17 protein-coding genes are annotated in these 17835 nt (G+C 63.4%); 13 read left to right on the top strand and 4 right to left on the bottom strand.

Going from position 1 to position 17835, the window contains the following annotated elements:
• Positions 1-31: 31 nt before the first annotated feature.
• Complete coding sequence (locus tag ACIOVD_RS07580) at positions 32-1477, bottom strand: SulP family inorganic anion transporter (protein WP_095169891.1); 1446 nt, start codon at positions 1475-1477, stop codon at positions 32-34.
• 203 nt (positions 1478-1680) lie between these two features.
• Here ACIOVD_RS07580 and ACIOVD_RS07575 point away from each other — a divergent pair, with 203 nt between their 5' ends.
• The 5 genes from ACIOVD_RS07575 to ACIOVD_RS07555 all read left to right on the top strand — a co-directional run bounded on the left by ACIOVD_RS07575 (position 1681) and on the right by ACIOVD_RS07555 (position 7844).
• On the top strand, positions 1681-2580 hold the full coding sequence (locus ACIOVD_RS07575) for a bile acid:sodium symporter family protein (protein WP_095169890.1): 900 nt from the start codon (positions 1681-1683) through the stop codon (positions 2578-2580).
• Between the two features lie 212 nt (positions 2581-2792).
• On the top strand, positions 2793-3305 hold the full coding sequence (locus ACIOVD_RS07570) for a sigma-70 family RNA polymerase sigma factor (RefSeq protein WP_095169889.1): 513 nt from the start codon (positions 2793-2795) through the stop codon (positions 3303-3305).
• Positions 3302-4270, top strand: coding sequence for a FecR domain-containing protein (locus tag ACIOVD_RS07565; protein WP_401126952.1), 969 nt, complete (start codon positions 3302-3304; stop codon positions 4268-4270). The genes ACIOVD_RS07570 and ACIOVD_RS07565 overlap by 4 nt, the downstream gene beginning before the upstream one ends.
• A gap of 97 nt (positions 4271-4367) precedes the next feature.
• Entirely contained in the window at positions 4368-6791 is a 2424-nt protein-coding gene (locus ACIOVD_RS07560; protein ID WP_401126950.1) for a TonB-dependent siderophore receptor, read from the top strand.
• Between the two features lie 606 nt (positions 6792-7397).
• Entirely contained in the window at positions 7398-7844 is a 447-nt protein-coding gene (locus tag ACIOVD_RS07555; protein WP_095169886.1) for an NUDIX hydrolase, read from the top strand.
• An 88-nt stretch (positions 7845-7932) separates the two neighbouring features.
• Here the strand turns inward: ACIOVD_RS07555 and ACIOVD_RS07550 are convergent, their stop codons facing one another.
• Positions 7933-10089, bottom strand: coding sequence for an LTA synthase family protein (locus ACIOVD_RS07550; protein WP_401127010.1), 2157 nt, complete (start codon positions 10087-10089; stop codon positions 7933-7935).
• Between the two features lie 396 nt (positions 10090-10485).
• Between ACIOVD_RS07550 and ACIOVD_RS07545 the strand changes: the two genes are divergently transcribed.
• From ACIOVD_RS07545 to ACIOVD_RS07525, 5 genes are all read left to right on the top strand, one after another.
• Positions 10486-11028 (top strand): DUF3455 domain-containing protein, encoded by a 543-nt coding sequence (locus ACIOVD_RS07545; RefSeq protein WP_401126948.1) that lies wholly within the window; start codon positions 10486-10488, stop codon positions 11026-11028.
• 93 nt (positions 11029-11121) lie between these two features.
• Positions 11122-11661 (top strand): sigma-70 family RNA polymerase sigma factor, encoded by a 540-nt coding sequence (locus ACIOVD_RS07540; protein WP_401127008.1) that lies wholly within the window; start codon positions 11122-11124, stop codon positions 11659-11661.
• Positions 11658-12374, top strand: a complete 717-nt coding sequence (locus ACIOVD_RS07535) for an anti-sigma factor domain-containing protein (protein ID WP_401126946.1) — start codon at positions 11658-11660, stop codon at positions 12372-12374. The genes ACIOVD_RS07540 and ACIOVD_RS07535 overlap by 4 nt, the downstream gene beginning before the upstream one ends.
• 121 nt (positions 12375-12495) lie before the next feature.
• A complete protein-coding gene (locus ACIOVD_RS07530; protein WP_095169881.1) occupies positions 12496-12891 on the top strand; it encodes a hypothetical protein in 396 nt (131 codons plus the stop codon).
• Between the two features lie 236 nt (positions 12892-13127).
• Positions 13128-13802, top strand: a complete 675-nt coding sequence (locus ACIOVD_RS07525) for a DUF3313 domain-containing protein (protein WP_095169880.1) — start codon at positions 13128-13130, stop codon at positions 13800-13802.
• A gap of 46 nt (positions 13803-13848) precedes the next feature.
• Here ACIOVD_RS07525 and ACIOVD_RS07520 read toward each other — a convergent pair whose 3' ends face one another.
• Together ACIOVD_RS07520 and ACIOVD_RS07515 are read right to left on the bottom strand one after the other, a co-directional pair.
• Positions 13849-14754, bottom strand: a complete 906-nt coding sequence (locus ACIOVD_RS07520) for an alpha/beta fold hydrolase (RefSeq protein WP_401127006.1) — start codon at positions 14752-14754, stop codon at positions 13849-13851.
• Positions 14755-14756: 2 nt separating this feature from the next.
• Entirely contained in the window at positions 14757-15836 is a 1080-nt protein-coding gene (locus ACIOVD_RS07515) for a sugar phosphate isomerase/epimerase family protein (protein ID WP_401126944.1), read from the bottom strand.
• Positions 15837-15976: 140 nt separating this feature from the next.
• Here ACIOVD_RS07515 and ACIOVD_RS07510 point away from each other — a divergent pair, with 140 nt between their 5' ends.
• The 3 genes from ACIOVD_RS07510 to ACIOVD_RS07500 all read left to right on the top strand — a co-directional run bounded on the left by ACIOVD_RS07510 (position 15977) and on the right by ACIOVD_RS07500 (position 17795).
• A complete protein-coding gene (locus ACIOVD_RS07510) occupies positions 15977-16585 on the top strand; it encodes a TetR/AcrR family transcriptional regulator (RefSeq protein ID WP_401126942.1) in 609 nt (202 codons plus the stop codon).
• Between the two features lie 218 nt (positions 16586-16803).
• Positions 16804-17346: a cysteine hydrolase family protein gene (locus tag ACIOVD_RS07505; protein WP_401126940.1), complete on the top strand. Its 543-nt coding sequence runs from the start codon at positions 16804-16806 to the stop codon at positions 17344-17346.
• The gene (locus tag ACIOVD_RS07500; protein ID WP_401126938.1) at positions 17343-17795 is read left to right on the top strand and encodes a GNAT family N-acetyltransferase; all 453 of its coding nucleotides are present in this window, start codon (positions 17343-17345) and stop codon (positions 17793-17795) included. The genes ACIOVD_RS07505 and ACIOVD_RS07500 overlap by 4 nt, the downstream gene beginning before the upstream one ends.
• Positions 17796-17835: the final 40 nt, after the last annotated feature.

The raw sequence follows: 17835 nt of genomic DNA, 5'->3' as shown, positions 1-17835 counted from the left end.
GAGAACGAACGCTACGACCCGAGCCTGCCTCTCAGTCGTGAGCCACTCGGGCGCGCTTGAGCAGTTTCTTGCAGCGCTCGGACAGGTGCAGCACGCGCAGGTGCTTGCCGGCCTTGGCGTAGCGCTCGCGCAAGGTGTCCAGGGCGGCGATGGCCGAGTAGTCGACGAAGCTCAGGTGCCGGCAGTCGAGAGTCACCTGGGGTGGGTCGCCGGCACTGTCGAACTGGTTGAGAAACGGCGTGGTCGAGGCGAAGAACAGCGTGCCATGCACCCGGTAGAGTTTGCTGCCGTCGGGTTCCAGATGGCTGTCGGCATACAGCTGGCGAGCTTGCTGCCAGGCAAAGTTGAGCGCGGCAATGATAATCCCGCACAACACCGCAGTGGCCAGGTCAGTGAAAACCGTGACCAGGGTCACCGCGACAATCACCAACACATCGTTCAGCGGCACCTTGTTCAGCACCCGCAGGGAGGCCCAGGCGAAGGTCTGCTGCGAGACCACGAACATCACCCCGACCAAAGCCGCCAGGGGAATACGCTCGATCAGCGGTGACAGGAACAGCACGAACAGCAGGATCATCACCCCGGCCACCACGCCGCTGAGCCGCCCGCGCCCACCGGAGCTGAGGTTGATCACAGTCTGGCCAATCATCGCGCAGCCGCCCATGCCCCCGAACACCCCAGACACCATATTGGCCGCGCCCAGCGCCACACACTCACGGTCCGGGTAACCACGGCTCTCGGTGATCTCATCGGTCAGGTTCAGGGTCAGCAGGGTTTCCAGCAGCCCCACCAGCGCCATCAACACCGCGTAGGGAGCAATGATGCGCAGGGTCTCGAGGGTCCAGGGCAAGTCGGGGAATGCCAACACCGGCAAGCCGCCGGCAATGTGCGCCATGTCCCCGAGGGTACGGGTCGGCAGGCCCAGCAGGTAGACCGCCGCACCGACACCGAGAATCGCCACCAGGGCCGGCGGCACCGCCCGGGTCAGGCGTGGCATCAGGTAGACAATCGCCATGGTCGCGGCCACGAGGCCAAGCATCAGGTACAGCGGCGTCCCGCTGAGCCAGGCTTCCCCGCTCTTGAAATGCTCCAGTTGCGCCAGGGCAATGATAATCGCCAGGCCGTTGACGAACCCCAGCATCACCGAATGCGGCACCATGCGCACCAGCTTGCCCAGGCGCAACAGGCCGAACGCAAGCATGATCAGCCCGCCCAGCAGCACGGTGGCGAGCAAGTACTGCACGCCGTGCTGGACCACCAGCGCGACAATCACCACCGCCATCGAACCGGCCGCACCGGAGACCATGCCCGGGCGGCCGCCGAACAGCGCGGTCAGGGTGCAAATGATGAAGGCGCCGTAGAGCCCCATCAACGGATTGAGGTGGGCCACCAGGGCGAAGGCGATGCACTCGGGCAACAGGGCGAAAGACGTGGTGAGTCCGGCCAGGACATCGGCGCGCAGACGTTGAGGTTTCATGGCTTACCTGAAAATGGCGACCGGGGCAGCCGGCCGTGGAGGATTGCGGGAAAAGGCGCTGAATGTTACGCAATTGCCGGCGGACGAACCAGTCGTGGCGGGGGCCAGCCGTCAATGGGGATTTTGTAACAACTGGCGACCTGTGCATTTCCAGACTGCGTGCTACACCTTGGTGAGCCTCCTTACCCTCGAGCCGACCGCCCATGACCGCCACACCCCTGTTGACCGCGTTCCTGCCCATTGCACTGGGCATCATCATGCTGGGCCTGGGGTTGTCACTGACCCTGGCCGACTTCACCCGCGTGGTGAAATACCCCAAGCCTGTGCTGATCGGCCTGGTCTGCCAGTTGTTGGTGTTGCCGTTCCTGTGCTTCCTGATCGTCCAGGGTTTTCGCCTGGAGCCGGCACTGGCCGTCGGCCTGATGCTGCTGGCCGCCTCCCCCGGCGGCACCACTGCCAACCTCTACAGCCACCTGGCCCACGGCGACGTCGCGTTGAACGTGACGCTGACGGCGGTCAACTCGATGATCGCGATCCTCAGCATGCCGTTGCTGGTGAACCTGTCGCTGCTGTATTTCATGTCCGCCGATCAGGCCATCCCCCTGCAATTTGCCAAGGTGCTGCAGGTGTTCGCGATTGTCCTGTTGCCGGTCGGCCTGGGCATGCTGGTGCGGCGCTACTGGCCACGCTTTGCCAACCGCATGGAAAAACCGATGAAAATCGTCTCCGCCCTATTCCTCGTGGGCACGGTGACCATCGCCTTCATCAAGGACTGGCAGACCGTGGTCGACTACGCGCCGGTCGTGGGCCTGGCCGCCCTGCTGTTCAACCTGCTCAGCCTGGCCATCGGCTACGGCGTCCCCCGCCTACTCCGCCTACCCCAGCGCCAGGCGGTGGCCATCGGCATGGAAATCGGCATCCACAACGGCACCCTGGCCATCGCCCTGGCACTCAGCCCGAGCCTGCTGAACAACTCCACCATGGCCATCCCGGCCGCCATCTACAGCTTCATCATGTTCTTCACCGCCGCAGGATTCGGCTGGTGGGTCAACCGCGTGCACGGCAAGCAGTTGGCGTTGGAGGAACGGGAGTTGGCTGGGTGAGTCAGCGAAACGCGGCGAGACCGCCATCGCGGGCAAACGGAGCGCCGCCCGGCCCTCTCCCACAAGGGATATTCCAGTGCGGGAAAGCAGGCCGGCCGGTAGGCCGCCTCGCCCGCCCGTACCACTCACCCACCATCGCACCGCTCTTGCCGTAGACATTCCCGCCCCGTTACTATTGCTAATAATTCTCACTAACAAAAAACACCAACGCGATGAGCGACTCTCCAACCGCCACTCACCAGCAGCACGTCGAAGCCCTGTACGTGGGCCATCAAGGCTGGCTATACGCCTGGCTGCAGCGAAAACTGGGAAACCGGGTAGAGGCCGCAGACCTGATGCACGACACCTTCATCCGCATCCTGGCCGCCAAGTCAGTGCCAGACCTGGTCGAACCCAGGGCCTACCTGACCTGCGTAGCCAAGGGCATCCTGATCAACTGGTACCAACGCCAGGCACTGGAACGCGCCTACCTTTCGGCACTGGCCCAACTGCCAGAGTCCCAGGCGCCCTCACCCGAACTGCGCTACCTGATCCTGGAAACCCTGCATGAGGTCGATGCCCTGCTCAACACCTTGCCGCCGCTGGTGAAGCGCGCCTTCCTGCTCGCCCAGATCAGCGCCGTGAAGTACGAAGACATTGCCCAACAACTCGACGTGTCGCTGACCACGGTCAAGCGCTACATCAAACAGGCGTTCCTGCAATGCCTGACGTTGATGCCCGAATGAGCAGCCCGACAAGCATTAACCCGGCCGTCCTGGAACAGGCCGCCGAATGGCTGATGCGCCTGGGGGAAGGCAACCTCAGCGCCCAGGAACTCGCGCAATGGCAGCAATGGCGCACCAGCAACGTCGAGTGCGAGCGGGCCTGGCGACGCGCCGAATCCCTGCTCGGCACCCTCGGCGGCCTACCCGCGGACCTGGCCCTGTCGGCGCTCGACCGCCCGGCCAATCCCCAGCGCCGGACACAGCTCGCGCGCCTGGCCGCACTGTTGGCGCTGGCGCCGGCCTCCTGGCTGGGCTGGCAACTGGACCAACGCCAGGGCTGGAGCGCCGACTACCACTCGCCGATTGGTGAACGTCGGCACCTGACCCTCGCCGACGGCACCCGGGTGACCCTCAATACCGATACTTCGATCGATGTGAATTTCGACCCGCTGCAGCGCCTGATCCGGGTTCGCAAAGGTGAAATCCTGGTGCAGACCGCACCCGATCTCCAGGTGCCTGCCCGACCGTTGCGGGTCAGCACCGAGCAGGGTCGCCTGGAAGCTTTGGGCACGCTCTTCAACGTGCGCGAAGAAACCGGCATCACGCGCCTGGCCGTGCTCGACGGGCGGGTGCGAATCGAGCTGAACCAACAGCCCCAGGCAACCCCGACCATCGTGCTGGCCGGTCAACAGACCGCATTCTCGGCCTCAGCGATCGGTGCCATGCGCGCCACCGACAGCTCTCGCACCGCCTGGACCCAAGGCATGCTGGTAGCCGACCGCATGCGCCTGGGCGACTTCGCCGCCGAACTGGCGCGCTATCGCCCTGGAGTACTGCGCTGCGATCCGGCCGTGGCCCAGGTGCGGATCTCCGGCGCGTTCCCCCTGGACGACAGCCGTCGCGCCCTGAGCATGCTGAGCCAAACCTACCCGGTGCGGGTGACCTCACGCCTGGGCGGTTACTGGGTGACGATTGCCCAGGCGTAGCCGCGGAAAATATTTTCACCCAACCCTGGCACTTTTTTCGCGCTCGGCTGGCAAGGGAAGAATCCACCTTCTCCCTTGCCCACAGGATCACCTCTCAATGTCCGTTGTCCGCCCCCAAGGATCCACCCCGCCGTTTCGCCGCACGGCCTGCCATGCGCTGTTCAGTCTGCTGCTCAGTGGCACCTGCGTCCAGGCCTGGGCTGCCGAGCCACAGCCATTGGCCAACACCCAGGCGCGCAGCTACCAGATTCCCGCCGGCACCCTGGGGCAGACCTTGTCGCGCTTCGCCGCCGCCAGTCACATCGCCCTGTCGTTCGACCCCAGTCTCACCGATGGCCTGCAAAGCCCCGGCCTGAACGGCAACTACTCACCACTGGAAGCCCTCAGCCACCTGTTGTACGGCAGTGGCCTGGACCTGCAGCAGCGCGCCGATACCAGCTTCACCCTGGTGCGCTCGGCGAACGGCGATGCCCTGCAACTCGCGCCGACCGCGATTACCGGCCAGGGCCTGGGCGTCACCACCGAAGACACCCACTCCTACACCACCAGTGAGGTGAGCATCGGCAAGGGCAACATCAAGCTCAAGGACATCCCGCAGTCGGTGTCGGTGGTCACGCGCCAGCGCATGGACGACCAGAACATGAACAGCCTGCAGGACGCCATGCGCCAGGTCACCGGGGCCACCATCAAGACCTACAACTCAGGTTCCAGCCTCAACGACGTGTACATGCGCGGCTTCCTCGTCGACCAGGTGCAGGTCGACGGAGTCTCCCAACCCACCGGCCAGGGCGACATGGCCACCAGCTTCGACCTGGCGATGTACGACCGAGTCGAGGTGCTGCGTGGTCCATCGGGCCTGTACCAGGGGGCCGGTGAGCCCGGCGGCACCATCAACGTGGTGCGCAAGCGCGCCCTGGGCCGGTTTGCCCTGGGTGGCGAACTGGGCGCAGGCTCCTATGATCACTACCGTTCCTCGGTGGACGTCACCGGCCCGCTGAACGAACAGGGCAGCGTGCGCGGCCGTTTCATCACTGCCTACGAGAACAACCAGTCCTTCGTCGACTATGCCCAGAACGAACGGCCGATGGTCTATGGCCGCCTGGAGTTCGACCTCGACCCGTCCACCACCCTGTCGGTTGGCGGTGCCTACCAGCAGAACCACTCCACCCCGGCATTCGGTTTGCCGGCCTACGCCGACGGGCGCTTGCTCGACGTGCCACGCTCGACTTTCGTCGATGCCAAGTGGAACGAACTGAACGAAAAAGTCTGGGAGAGCTTCGCCGAAGTCGACCACGCCCTGGACAACGGCGGCCAGTTCAAGACCACCCTGACCTACCGTGACGCCGAACCCCCCAAGCGCAACTTCACCTGGGCCGATGGCGCCGTCGACCCGGCCACCGGTGACAGCTGGGCCGTGGCCTACAACTACTACACCCACATCAAGACCATTGGCGTGGACAGCTTCGTCACCACCCCGTTCGAAGCGTTCGAGCGCAGCCATGAGTTCACCGTGGGCGGCGAGTACCAGCACCTGGACAAGGACTTCACCTACGGCGGCGGCGACTACTTCCCGATCAACGTGTTCGATCCGGGCAGCATCGACATCCCCAAGCAGGATTACGAGCGCAACAATGGCAACTGGTCCAAATCCGATCAGTACGGCTTTTATACCCGCGCCAAGCTCAACGTCAGCGACTGGCTCGACGTGGTCGGCGGCAGCCGCGTGAGCTGGTACGAAAGCGACGCGCAAAATGCCAACGCGTTTTTCAACAATTTCAGCAGCGCCCACACCAGCATCAACCGCAAGGTGGTGCCCTACGGTGCGCTCATCGCCAAGCTGACTCCCGAGCTGTCGGCCTACGCCAGCTACACCGGGGTGTTCAAGCCGCAAAGCGAGATCGGCAGCGACAGCTCGCCCATCGGCCCACGCAAGGGCAAGCAGTATGAAGTGGGCCTCAAGCGCGAGTTCTACGACGGGCGCCTGAATGCCAGCGTGGCAGTGTTCCGCATCTATGACGAAAACCGCGCCGAATACGACAACCTCACAGCGGCCTACGAGGCCCAGGGCAAAGCCCGCAGCCAGGGTTGGGAAACCGAGTTGAGCGGCAACCTGAGCGACAACTGGAGCCTGGTCACCGGCTACGCCTTCACCACCACCAAGACCCTGGAGGCCGATGACGGCAACGAAGGCAAGACCTTCAGCACCATCACCCCCAAACACAACTTCAATCTGTGGACCAAGTACCAGTTCACCGACGGCCCGCTCAAGGATTTCAACGTCGGTGGTGGTGTACGAGTCGTCAGCAAGACGTACTTCCAGCGTGAAGTGCGTTTCGAACAGAGCGGCTATGGCATCACCACGGCGCAGGTCGGCTACAAGATCAACGACAACCTGTCGACGACCCTGACCGCCAACAACCTGTTCGATCGCAAGTACTACGACCGAGTGGATGCATCCTGGGGCACCAACTTCTACGGCGACCCGCGCAACCTCACGCTGACCCTGCGCGCCCAGTACTGAGCATGACGCACCACGCTTGACGGACCAGGCAGCGGTGCCGGCAACGAGCTTGCTCGCGAAGGACGCAAGAGCGCCGCGGTGAATCAGGCTTTGCGCGTCATCGTTGACGACCATCGCGAGCAGGCTCGCTCCTACAGTGGTTTTGTGGTGCCCACAGGTCCCAAAATCCCTGTGGGAGCGAGCTTGCTCGCGATGAGGCCGACACATTCAACATCATTGCTGCCTGACCCACCGCCATCGTCGGAACGCCGCCCGGAGCAAGCTCGCTCCCACAGGTTTGATGGGTATATGCAAAATCTGCGGGCACCACAAAACCACTAATGTGGGAGCGAGCCTGCTCGCGATGGACGCAAGAGCACCGCGGTGGATCAGGCTCGGCGCGTCATCGTTGACGACCATCGCGAGCAAGCCGCAAGCGGGCACCCGCTCCTACAGTGATATTAGGTGCCCACAGGTTCCGTATACGGCTTGCTCGCGATGGTCTGGAGAACGCCACGCATACCCGGACTCACGCTATTGGCCCATGGTTTCAAGCCCGGTCGCCGCGTTATCATGCCCTGGGACCTGGTGCTATCTCGCGCATCACCTGCAAAAGGACTTCAGCTCATGACAACGCCCCGTATCCGCGCGCTCGCGCTTTGTGTGTTCCATCACCAGGGAAAAATCCTGGTCCATCGCTTCGTCGACCCCGTCACCGGACAGAGCCTGTTCCGGCCAGTCGGCGGTGGTATCGAGTTCGGTGAAACCAGTGCCCAGGCGATCGAGCGTGAAGTCCAGGAAGAGCTCGACCTGGCGATCGACAACCTGCGCCTGGTCGGCACGCTGGAAAGCCTGTTCACGTACAACAACATCCCGGGGCATGAAATCGTCCAGGTCTACGATGGACAATTTCGCGATCAGCACCTGTACCAAATGCCCTACCTCGACGGTCACGAAAGCGACGGCATGGCCTTTCAGGTCACCTGGCAAGACAGCTCGGCTTTCACCGCCACGTCGCCCCTGGTACCCGAAGGCCTCTACCCACTGCTGAAGAACGCCGGCCTGCTTGCCTGATCCCAATCCCACCGCGCCCAGACCACCGTCACCAAGGATGTCCGGGAGTTGAAGTGCCTGCGCGACAACCCGGGGCGAGCTGCAGGCTTCAGCTCGAATGCACAATCGCCTCGTCCGGAATATCGTCCAACGATTCCGGTTGCCCCGGATCTTCGGTGATCACCGTGAAATCACTGACCTCGACCGCGCCCACCCCGTACCCCAGCAGATGGAAGGAAAAGGCCTTGCGTGACTCGGGGTTGTCGAAGCTGAAGTTCATTTCCAGCGGTTGATCGCCGGTCACCAGCATTTCTTGCGGCAGGCCCAGCGGCACGTCCTGTTCCAGCTCCTTGGCCTTGAGCAGGATGTAGACCTTCTCTTGCGGGTCCAGCGAGCGCACTGTCAGGCGCACGCGGGTCTGGGAGCCCTTGGGCATTTCCAGGTACTGCGCGCCGATCAGGTTATCGGCCCAGTCGTCCTTGATCTGTGCCTGCAGCGGGATGATCGCCGGGCTGCCGAACTGGTAGCGCTGGTTCAGCGGGGTGCGCAGCAGTGTGCGGTCCAGGGCCTCGGCGCGGGCGCTGATCTGACGGGCCCGCAGGCCGCCGTACTGGCCGGCGAAGGTCGCGCGGTCGGCAATGAACCCCGCGCTGTTGTAATAGCGGCAGCGCTGCTGGAAATCGCACTCGGTGAGGGTGCCCTGGCCGTCGTGATAACGCAGCTTGCCGTTGGTGTAGGACATGATTTCACGGCCGCTGGCATAGTCGCGAAACAACGAGCGGCCACTCAGGCTCGGCGGCACCGGCAAGGAGAAATAGTCGAGGATCGAGGTACTCAGGTCGACGTGCCCATAGACCCCTTGCTTGACCCGGGGCAGTTGTTCCTGCTCGGGGGCCAGTGTCAGGTTGAAGCCCCAGGACGAGGCCAGGCGCACGCCATCGATGCCGTGGGATTCGTCGGAAGTGATCACCACCAGGGTGTCCTTGAGAATGCCCTGGCGTTCCAGACCATCGAGGAATTGCCCAAGGGCGTCGTCCAGATAACCGACGGCGGCCTGTTTGGCCGTGTCATAGCGCTGCAGGTACTCCTCCGGTGCCGAGTACGGCTGGTGCGTGCCCACAGTCAGCAGGGTCAGCATCCATGGCTGTTTCTGTTTCTTCAGTTGGCCGACGTAATCCAGCGCGCCTTCGAAGAAGGCCTTGTCGTCCTTGCCCCAGGGGAATTCCAGGTAGTTGCTGTTGCTGAACCACTCCAGGCCATGGGTCGCATCAAAGCCGATGTGCGGCATGATCTTGTCCTTGGCCATGAAGCGCAGGCCGGCACCCTGCAGGTAATGGGTGGCGAAGCCGTGCTGGCGCAGTTGGGCCGGCAGGCAGGCCTGGTTGCGTTCGGTCTGGGTAAGCATCTCCACGCCCTTGGGCGTGCCGTTGTCGAGCTTGTCGTAGTCACCGCACAGCATCGCGTACAGGCCACGGATGGTCTGGTGACTGTGCAGCACATAGTCCGGGGTGTTCATGCCGCGCTCGGCCCAGCGGCTGAGGTTGGGCATCAGGTTTTCCTGATAGCTGCTGTGCAAGGCCTGGCGATTGACCCCGACATACGCCCCGGGTATGCCCTCAAGGGTGATGATCAGCACATTGCGCGCACGACCCGGCGCACCCAGCAGTTGCTGCCCGTCCAGGTCCAATTGAGTGAGGCCGGCCATCTGCGGCGGCACATCGACCACATCCCCTTCCAGCCATTCTTCGGCGCGCATCTGCACCTCGCCGACGCCGGCTGCCAGCAGCTGGTGCGGCAGGTTGAACAGCTGCCATTGATCAGCCTCCGTCGGGTGCAGGTACTGGGCACCCCAGTGCGCGACCAGCAGCAACGCCGGGGCGGCCCAGGCGCTGCGCGGCAGGCGCGTCGCGGGTTGGCCGCGACCTGCCCATTGGCAGAGCAGCCACACCAGCAGCCCCGACATCAGGCTGGCGGCCAGCCACGGCTGGGCAAAACTGCCGCTGGTGGATTTGTCGAGAAACTGCGGATCGATCAGGTAGTTAAGGTCGGCTGCATTGGGCAAGCGGCCGACTGCGCTGACCAACTCGGCCGTGGCCACGGTAAACAGGCCCCAGACCAGCAACACCGGCAGCGCCAACCACCAGGGACGGCGATGCAACAGCAGCACCAGCAGGCTGCCGATGCCCAGGTCCGACAGATAACCCAACGGGTCCGACCAGCCCATGGCCGCTCGCAGGCACAGGGGCGCCACCAGGACCAGGCCCATCAGGGCAATCAGGCGCGCGCGCGGGTGCTGCAACCAGTGACGAATGATGTTCACAAAAATATGCTTCCAGACATTAAATCTTCATATAGATATGCCCGATGGTACCAAGGGATGCACAGGATGTGCCGTGATATTCCCCGTCGGCGCCGCGATTAAACAAACGTAGGACAAAGGCTACCGCGCCGTGGCCCCGCGATATGGGGCATAAACCCGGCGCCAGAGCGCTGCACCGCCTCGACGAAACGGCGTCCTGAGGCCTGCAACAAGTTGTTTCAGGCTGTTTAATCAGGCGGTCATTTATTTTTTCCGGCGCCTGCATCCAAAACCCTGCCTGGCGGGTAGTACAGGTAGCAGCCCCTGCGCTGCCGAGCTGTTCAACCTGCTGGAGAGACCTCAATGAACACCAGACAATTGCTCTGCCACCTCGGTACTGCGATATCCGCGACTTGCCTGATGAGCGCGCTGTCGCTCGCCCACGCGCAAACGAATCTGCCGGACCCGATCAAAGTGCCGTCGGGACACAAGTTGGTGCTGGAAAGCGTGGGGGTTGGCGAAATCACCTACGAGTGCCGCGACAAAGCCAACGCGCCCGGCCAGACCGAGTGGTTTTTTGTCGGCCCCAAAGCCACGCTCAATGGTCGCGACGGGCAAATGCTGGGCAGCTACTTTGGCCCGCCCGCCACCTGGCAGGCCAAGGATGGTTCGACCATCACCGGTACCCAACTGGCGGTCGCGCCCTCGTCCAGCGGCAACCTGCCCTATCAACTGGTCAAGGCCAACCCGGCACAAGGCAAAGGTGCCATGACCGGCGTCAGCTACATCCAGCGCGTGGCCACTCGCGGCGGTGTCGCGCCCAGCCTCGCCTGCACCGCCGCCAACAAGGGGCAGCGTGAGGTCGTGAGCTATCAGGCCGACTACCTGTTCTGGGCGGCCAACTAACAGCGCGGGGCAAAAACACCCGCCGCAGGGAAACTCGTCTAACCTGCTGCAATGGCACCCCAGCCTCAGGGCTGGGGCGGTTTCACCTTGTCGATGGCGGATCCATTGTCCTTGCCCGAGCCCGGTTTTGATTATGAAGCGTGCCTGACAGCGTGCGCGCAAGGCGACCGCCAGGCCCTGCGCGACCTGTACACGCAGGAGAGCGCCCGCCTGTTGGGGGTGGCCCGGCGCATTGCCGGGGACACCGCCCTGGCCGAAGACATCGTGCACGACGCGTTTATCCGGATCTGGACCAAAGCCGCCAGTTTCGATCCGGCACTGGGGACCGCGCGCGGCTGGATTTTCAGTGTCACCCGGCATCTGGCCCTTAACTTCATGCGTAACAGCGCCAGGCTGGTGCCCATCGACCAAAACCACGAAGACGCCTCGCCGGGCTTCGACCTGCACGGGCATTCGGGACGGATCTATGACTGCCTTGAGCAACTGCAGCCGGCCCGCCGCGATTGCCTGTTGCATGCCTATGTCGATGGTTACTCCCATGGGCAGATTGCCGAAAAACTGGGCACGCCCCTGGGCACCGTCAAAGCCTGGATCAAACGCAGCCTGGCGGCATTACGCGAGTGCATGGGATGAACACGAGCCCCGACGACAATGACCAACTGGCAGGTGAATACGTGCTGGGCACCTTGGCGGCCGAACAACGGCGCGAGGTTGAGCAACGCCTGGCCGTGGACGCGGACCTGCGCCTGGCGGTCGCCAGTTGGGAGCGGCGCTTGCTGGAGTTGACCGACCTGGCCCCACCCCACCCGCCTGGCACACGCCTATGGGGCCGCATCGAACGTAGCCTCGACGCTCTTGATCGACCTGAGGCAACTGCGCCTGCCCCGACAACAGCGCCGACCTGGTGGGACCGTCTGGCACTGTGGCGCGGCCTCGCCGGCGCCGGCCTTGCCGCGACCCTGGTGCTGGGTAGCGTGCTGCTGACGCGGACCACGCCCCAGCCGGTGACCTCCTACCTGGTGGTGCTGGTGGCCCCACAGAGTCAGGCCCCAGGCTGGGTCATCCAGGCAAGCGATTCCCGGGAGATGCAACTGATTCCATTGGGCGTGGCCCAGGTGCCTGCCGACAAGGCCCTGCAGTTCTGGACCAAGGCCGAGGGTTGGCAGGCGCCGGTGTCCCTGGGCCTGGTCAAGCCCGGGCAACGCCTGCAGGTGCCCCTGGACCAACTGCCTCCTCTGACCCCCGACCAGTTGTTCGAACTGACCCTGGAAAACCCCGGTGGCTCGCCGACCGGTAAACCCACCGGGCCCATCCAGTTCATCGGCCGGGCGGTCAAGGTCCTCTGAGCGTGCTCGGCGGGCACCCTTTCGCAGTCCGCAGCGGCGCGCGGAAAACCTTGTGCTAGGCTTTTTTTCACATGAAGAACGGCGATTGAACCCTCCCATTTCTGGATGACGGAGTTGTGCAATGAAAAACACGCTTTCCTGGCTGACAATTACCCTGATCAGCCTGCTGCTCGGTGCCTGCGCCAGCATCGATGCCCAGACCACCGCCTACGTCGGCGGGCCGCATCCCGGCCCGACCCTGGCGGCCAACGTCCAGGTACTGCGGGTTGAGCCAACGCGCCCCCATGTGCGCCTGGGTGAAATACTGGTCGATGCCAGTGTCGACCCTGCCCCGCCTATCACCGACGTCGAGCAGAAACTCAAGGATGAAGCGGCGAAGATCGGCGGAGATGCCGTGGTGGTGGTCTACGACCATATCCAGCCCGTGGCCGCCTACGTCAGCGGACCACTGTGGAGCCGCGATATCGAGACCATCCAGGGCCGCAAACTCAAAGGCATCGTAATCCGCTACCAGTAACTGTCTCGCCCGCGCAGCCTGGCGATTGGCCTATAACCGCGGCGTGGAATACCGATGGCAGAATCCTGGCGCATTGCCACAGGAGCCCTATGCTGTAGACGATCAGAGCAAATCCCAGTCAGGCGAGCGAGTTTTGGGGCAATTCGATAACGCCTGAATACCAGCCCTGGCCGGCAACATGAACTGGCAGTTTTGAGACCCTGCAACCCGAACTTAAATACATGGAGTAACACCCTATGAGCTTGACGCGAAAAATGATCTTCGGCGCCGCATTGGCCAGCCTGTTGCTGGGTGGTTGCACCTCGAAAGTCACTGAGCGGGAGCAGTACTCCGGCTTCCTGTCCAACTACAACAACATGGAAGAAGTCACCACCACCAGCGGCGAGAAAGCCATGCGCTGGGTCAGCCCGTCCTGGAACGCAAACGCTTACGACACCGTGGCGTTCAACAAGCTGGAACTGTACCCGGCGCCCAAGCCTGATGAACGGGTCAACCGCCAGACCCTGGATGAGTTGCAGCGCTACATGACCAGCTCGGCCAAAGCCACCCTGGGCACGAAGTACCGCATCGTGCCCACCCCGCAAGCGGCGCCTGCCGGTTCCCGCGTATTGATCCTGCGTGCGGCGATCACCGGCGTCAGCGCCTCCAACGAAGGCATGAAATGGTATGAAGTGGTGCCCATCGCCGCTGTCGTCGGCGGGGTCAGCGCGGCCACCGGGCATCGTGACCAGGACACCGAACTGTTCATCGAGGCCGAACTGGTCGACGCCCGCACCAACCAGACTGTGGCCCGGGTAGTGCGCAAACTCTTCGGCAAGACCCTGGAAAACTCCAGCCAGAAGATCACCACCAACGACTTCAAGGCGGCGATCGCCAAACTCAACAGCGACTTGCAAGCCTTCATCCGTTAATCCGCCAAGCCTGCCAGCGCCTGTCCATGGCGCTGGCAGCAGCCCATCAACGCTGCGCAGCGACCCGCGATGCAGATGACTCCAGCAGAAACGGCAACAGATGCGCGACAAACGCCTCGGGCGCCTCCTCCGTAATGAAGTGACCACAACCTGGCACAATCGCGCCTTGCAGATTCAGCGCGTTGCCTTGCATCGTCAGCAGCGGCGCATCGTTGGTCGCATGTTCCGCGCCGATAGCCAACACCGGCATTTCCAGCGGTCTGGCGGCTCGCCGCTGGTTCTGCGCGATGGTCTCAGGGATCGCCCGGTAATAGCCGAACCCACCCCGTAGCCCACCCGGCGTCGCATAGGCGTTGATATAGCTTTGCACCGCGACTCGCTCCTGGCGCACCGACCATTGCGCAAACATGTAGGCCAGGTACTGGGCTTCCCGTCCCGCGATCAACACCTCGGGCAAGTCGAGCAACTGGTTGAACATGAAGTGCCAGAGAAAGATGTTCTGCCCCGCTGGCGCAAAAATCGACGGCGCCGGCGCCAATCCGGGTATCACTGCCTCCGTCAGTACCAGGCATTCAACCGCCTGCGGATAATCGCTCGCCAGGGCGTACGCCACCCACATGCCGACATCATGGCCAACCACCGCGTAATGCTCGTAGCCGAGAACCTGCATCAAGCCGTGCAAACGCCTGGCCGTGGCCCCGGTGTCATACCCCTCTTGCGGTTTATCGGAGAGCCCGGTGCCCGGCAGATCCACCGCGATCGCCTGGAATCCGTTCGCCGCCAGTGCCTGCATCACATGCCGCCAGGTCAACCAGGTTTGCGGCCAACCGGGAATCAACAGTACCGGCGCCCCCTGACCCTCGGTCACATAATGAATGCGGCTGCCGTCGACCTCGGCGTAACCATGCTCGTGTGCGCGCCCGGCGAACGCCTGCTGTTCGAAGAGATCCATGTTCATGCCCGCCCTTGAAGTGCAGGTCGGGCCAGGCCGAGCATGGCGTCCAGTTGAGCCTGGTCGACGGCGGCGCCGGCAAAGTCGTCGAACACCTTGTCCGTGACTCGGATGATATGTTCATTGATAAACGCCACGCCTTGCCTGGCGCCGTCATCCTGGTCTTTCAGGCAGCACTCCCACTCCAGCGTCGCCCAGCCGGCATAGTCATGGAGTGCCAGCTTGGAAAAGATCCCCTTGAAATCGACCTGGCCATCGCCCAGGGAACGAAACCGCCCTGCGCGATCGGCCCATCCCTGGTAACCACCGTAGATGCCCTGGCGCCCGGTCGGATTGAACTCGGCATCCTTGACGTGAAACATCCGAATGAAATCGCGGTAGATGTCCAGATAGTCCAGGTAGTTGAGTTGCTGCAGCACGAAGTGACTGGGGTCGAAGAGGATCTTGCAGCGCGGATGATTGCCCACCCGCTGCAAAAACATCTCGAACGTCACACCGTCGTGCAGGTCTTCGCCGGGGTGAATTTCGTAGCACAGGTTCACGCCCTCCTCGTCACAGGCATTGAGGATCGGCAACCAGCGCTTGGCCAACTCGTCGAATGCCGAGTCGATCAGGCCCGCGGGGCGCTGCGGGAACGGGAACAGATAGGGCCAGGCAAACGAGCCGGAGAACGTGCCCATGTCCGTCAACCCCAATCGGCGGGAAGCCTTGGCCGACAACAACAAGCGCTCCAGCGCCCACTCGGTCTTGCCGGCTGCATTGCCCTGTAGCGCTGGCGGGGCGAACCCGTCGCACAAGCTGTCATAGGCCGGATGCACCGCCACCAGTTGCCCGAACAGGTGGGTGGTCAACTCGCTGATCACCAGGCCGTGCTCTGCCAAGGTCCCGCTGATCTCATCGCAATAATCCTGGCTGTGTGCCGCCAGGCTCACATCGAACAGGCGCTCATCCCAGGCCGGAATCTGCAGCGCCTTGAATCCACGGTCCGCAGCCCAGGCCGCGATGGCTGGCAGGCTATTGAACGGCGGCGCGACGTCACTGAATTGCGCCAGGTGCAAGCTCGGTCCCTTGAGGGTTTTCATCGTTCACTCCATTTCTTTGTCGATTGACAAAGAATAGAGACGTTGAACAAAGTCCGTCAATACGTCGACTTGCTTTTTTTGTCGATCGACCAATAATAGCGCCAACCCCACGACCCTTCCCCCATTGAGACCCCCACCCCATGGCTGGCAGACCCCGAGAGTTCGACCGCGATCAAGCCTTGCGCAACGCCCGCGATGTATTTTGGCGGCGCGGCTTCGAAGCCACGTCCATGTCCGACCTGGTCGAGGCGCTAGGCATCGCGTCGGCGCGGATCTACGCCGCGTTCGGCTCCAAGGAAGCACTGTTTCGAGAAGCCGTCGCCCTCTACGAGTCCGCCGATGGAGCCTTTGCCGACGCCGCCCTGACCGGGGAAAGCAGTGCTCGCGACGCTATCGAGCGCATGCTCAGGGACGCCGTCGAGCTGTACACCCTGCCCGGTCGGCCACAAGGTTGCATGGTGGTCTCGTCGGCCACCAACTGCTCGCCCGACAACGACGGCATCCGCGAGTGGCTGGCCGGGCATCGGCGCAACCGGACCCAGTCGATCATCGAACGCCTGGAGCAGGCAGTGCGTAGTGGCGAGTTGCCCGCGCGCACCGACGTGACGTCCCTGGGTGACTGCTACGCGACCCTGCTGCACGGGTTGTCGGTCCAGGCACGAGACGGGATCGCCAAGGCCCGCCTGCTGGCGATGATTCCCATGGCGTTGGCGGCCCTGGATGCGGCGGTCGATAAAGCGCAGCGCTGATCTCGCTACAACTCACTTGCCAACCCCGCACGGTGACGCTAGTGTCAGGACCATGAACCAGCCCCGCACGACCTCGACCACCTTTACCACGACCGCCCAGGGCGGGTCGTGAGAGGTGCCGTGAGCGGCTAAGCACACGTTACCCCAAAGGCCCCGCCAGCAATGGACGGGGCCTTTTTTTGCGCCGCTGTCGCTGGTTTACGACAAGGAAATGCAGCATGCACGCACTGTTGATTCTCGATATGCAAGTTGGCCTGTTCCACGGCCCGGACCCGCTTTGGCGCAGTGCCGCGCTGCTGGACGCGGTCAATCTGCTGCTGGACAAGGCCCACCAGGCCGGCGCGCCGGTGTTCCTGGCCCGGCACGTTGGCCCGCCCGGGTCGCCGATCGAACCGGGCAGCCCGCTGACCCACCTGATTGATGAACTGCGGCTACAGGGCGATGAAGTGATCTTCGAAAAGTACCGTCCCAGCGCCTTTGCCGCCACGCCCCTGGCCGTCTGGCTACGGGAGCGTGGCGCAGAGGGCGTGGTGATCGCCGGACTGAAGACTCAGTACTGCGTCGACAGCACCTGCCGTGTCGCCCGCGACCTGGGCCTGGACGCCGTGCTGATCGAGGACGCCCACAGTTGCAGCGACACCGAGGTGTTGAGCGCCGAGCAGATAGTCGCCCACCACAATGCGACGCTGGCGGGGCCTTTCTGCCGGCTGGTACGGGCCGCGGACTGGAACTTCCAGCCATTAAGGACAAGCGCACCATGAACAGCCAGGTACGCCGCGCCCGTGCCGAAGACGCCAGCGCTATCAGCCAGGTGGTGATCGCCGCGCTGCGCCACTCCAATGCCCAGGACTACCCGCCGACGGTCATTGCCCAGGTGGTGGAGCATTTTTCCCCGGCAGCGATCCGGCAATTCCTGGCGCAACGCCAGGTCTACGTGGCGACCCTGCAACAGCAGATCGTCGCCACGGCCAGCCTCGATCAGGACGTGGTGCGCAGCGTGTTCGTCGAGCCGGGTCATCAAGGCCGTGGTATTGGCCAGCAATTGATGGCGGTGATTCACGCAGCGGCCACCGAGGCCGGCCTCGAACAGTTGCGTGTGCCCTCCTCGCTCACCGCCGAGGGGTTTTATCGCCGGCTCGGCTATGCAAAGGTTCGCGACCAGCTGCAGGGCGCCGAACGCACCATCATCATGCACAAGCGGCTGGTCTGAACCGCTGAGTGTCGGTGTTCCTCAGGTGGAGAATCCGAGA

The organism is Pseudomonas sp. NPDC087626, from assembly GCF_044743405.1.
Classification (GTDB): domain Bacteria; phylum Pseudomonadota; class Gammaproteobacteria; order Pseudomonadales; family Pseudomonadaceae; genus Aquipseudomonas.
The sequence above is the reverse complement of the archived record's forward strand: the minus strand, read 5'-3'. Positions and strand labels throughout refer to the sequence as shown.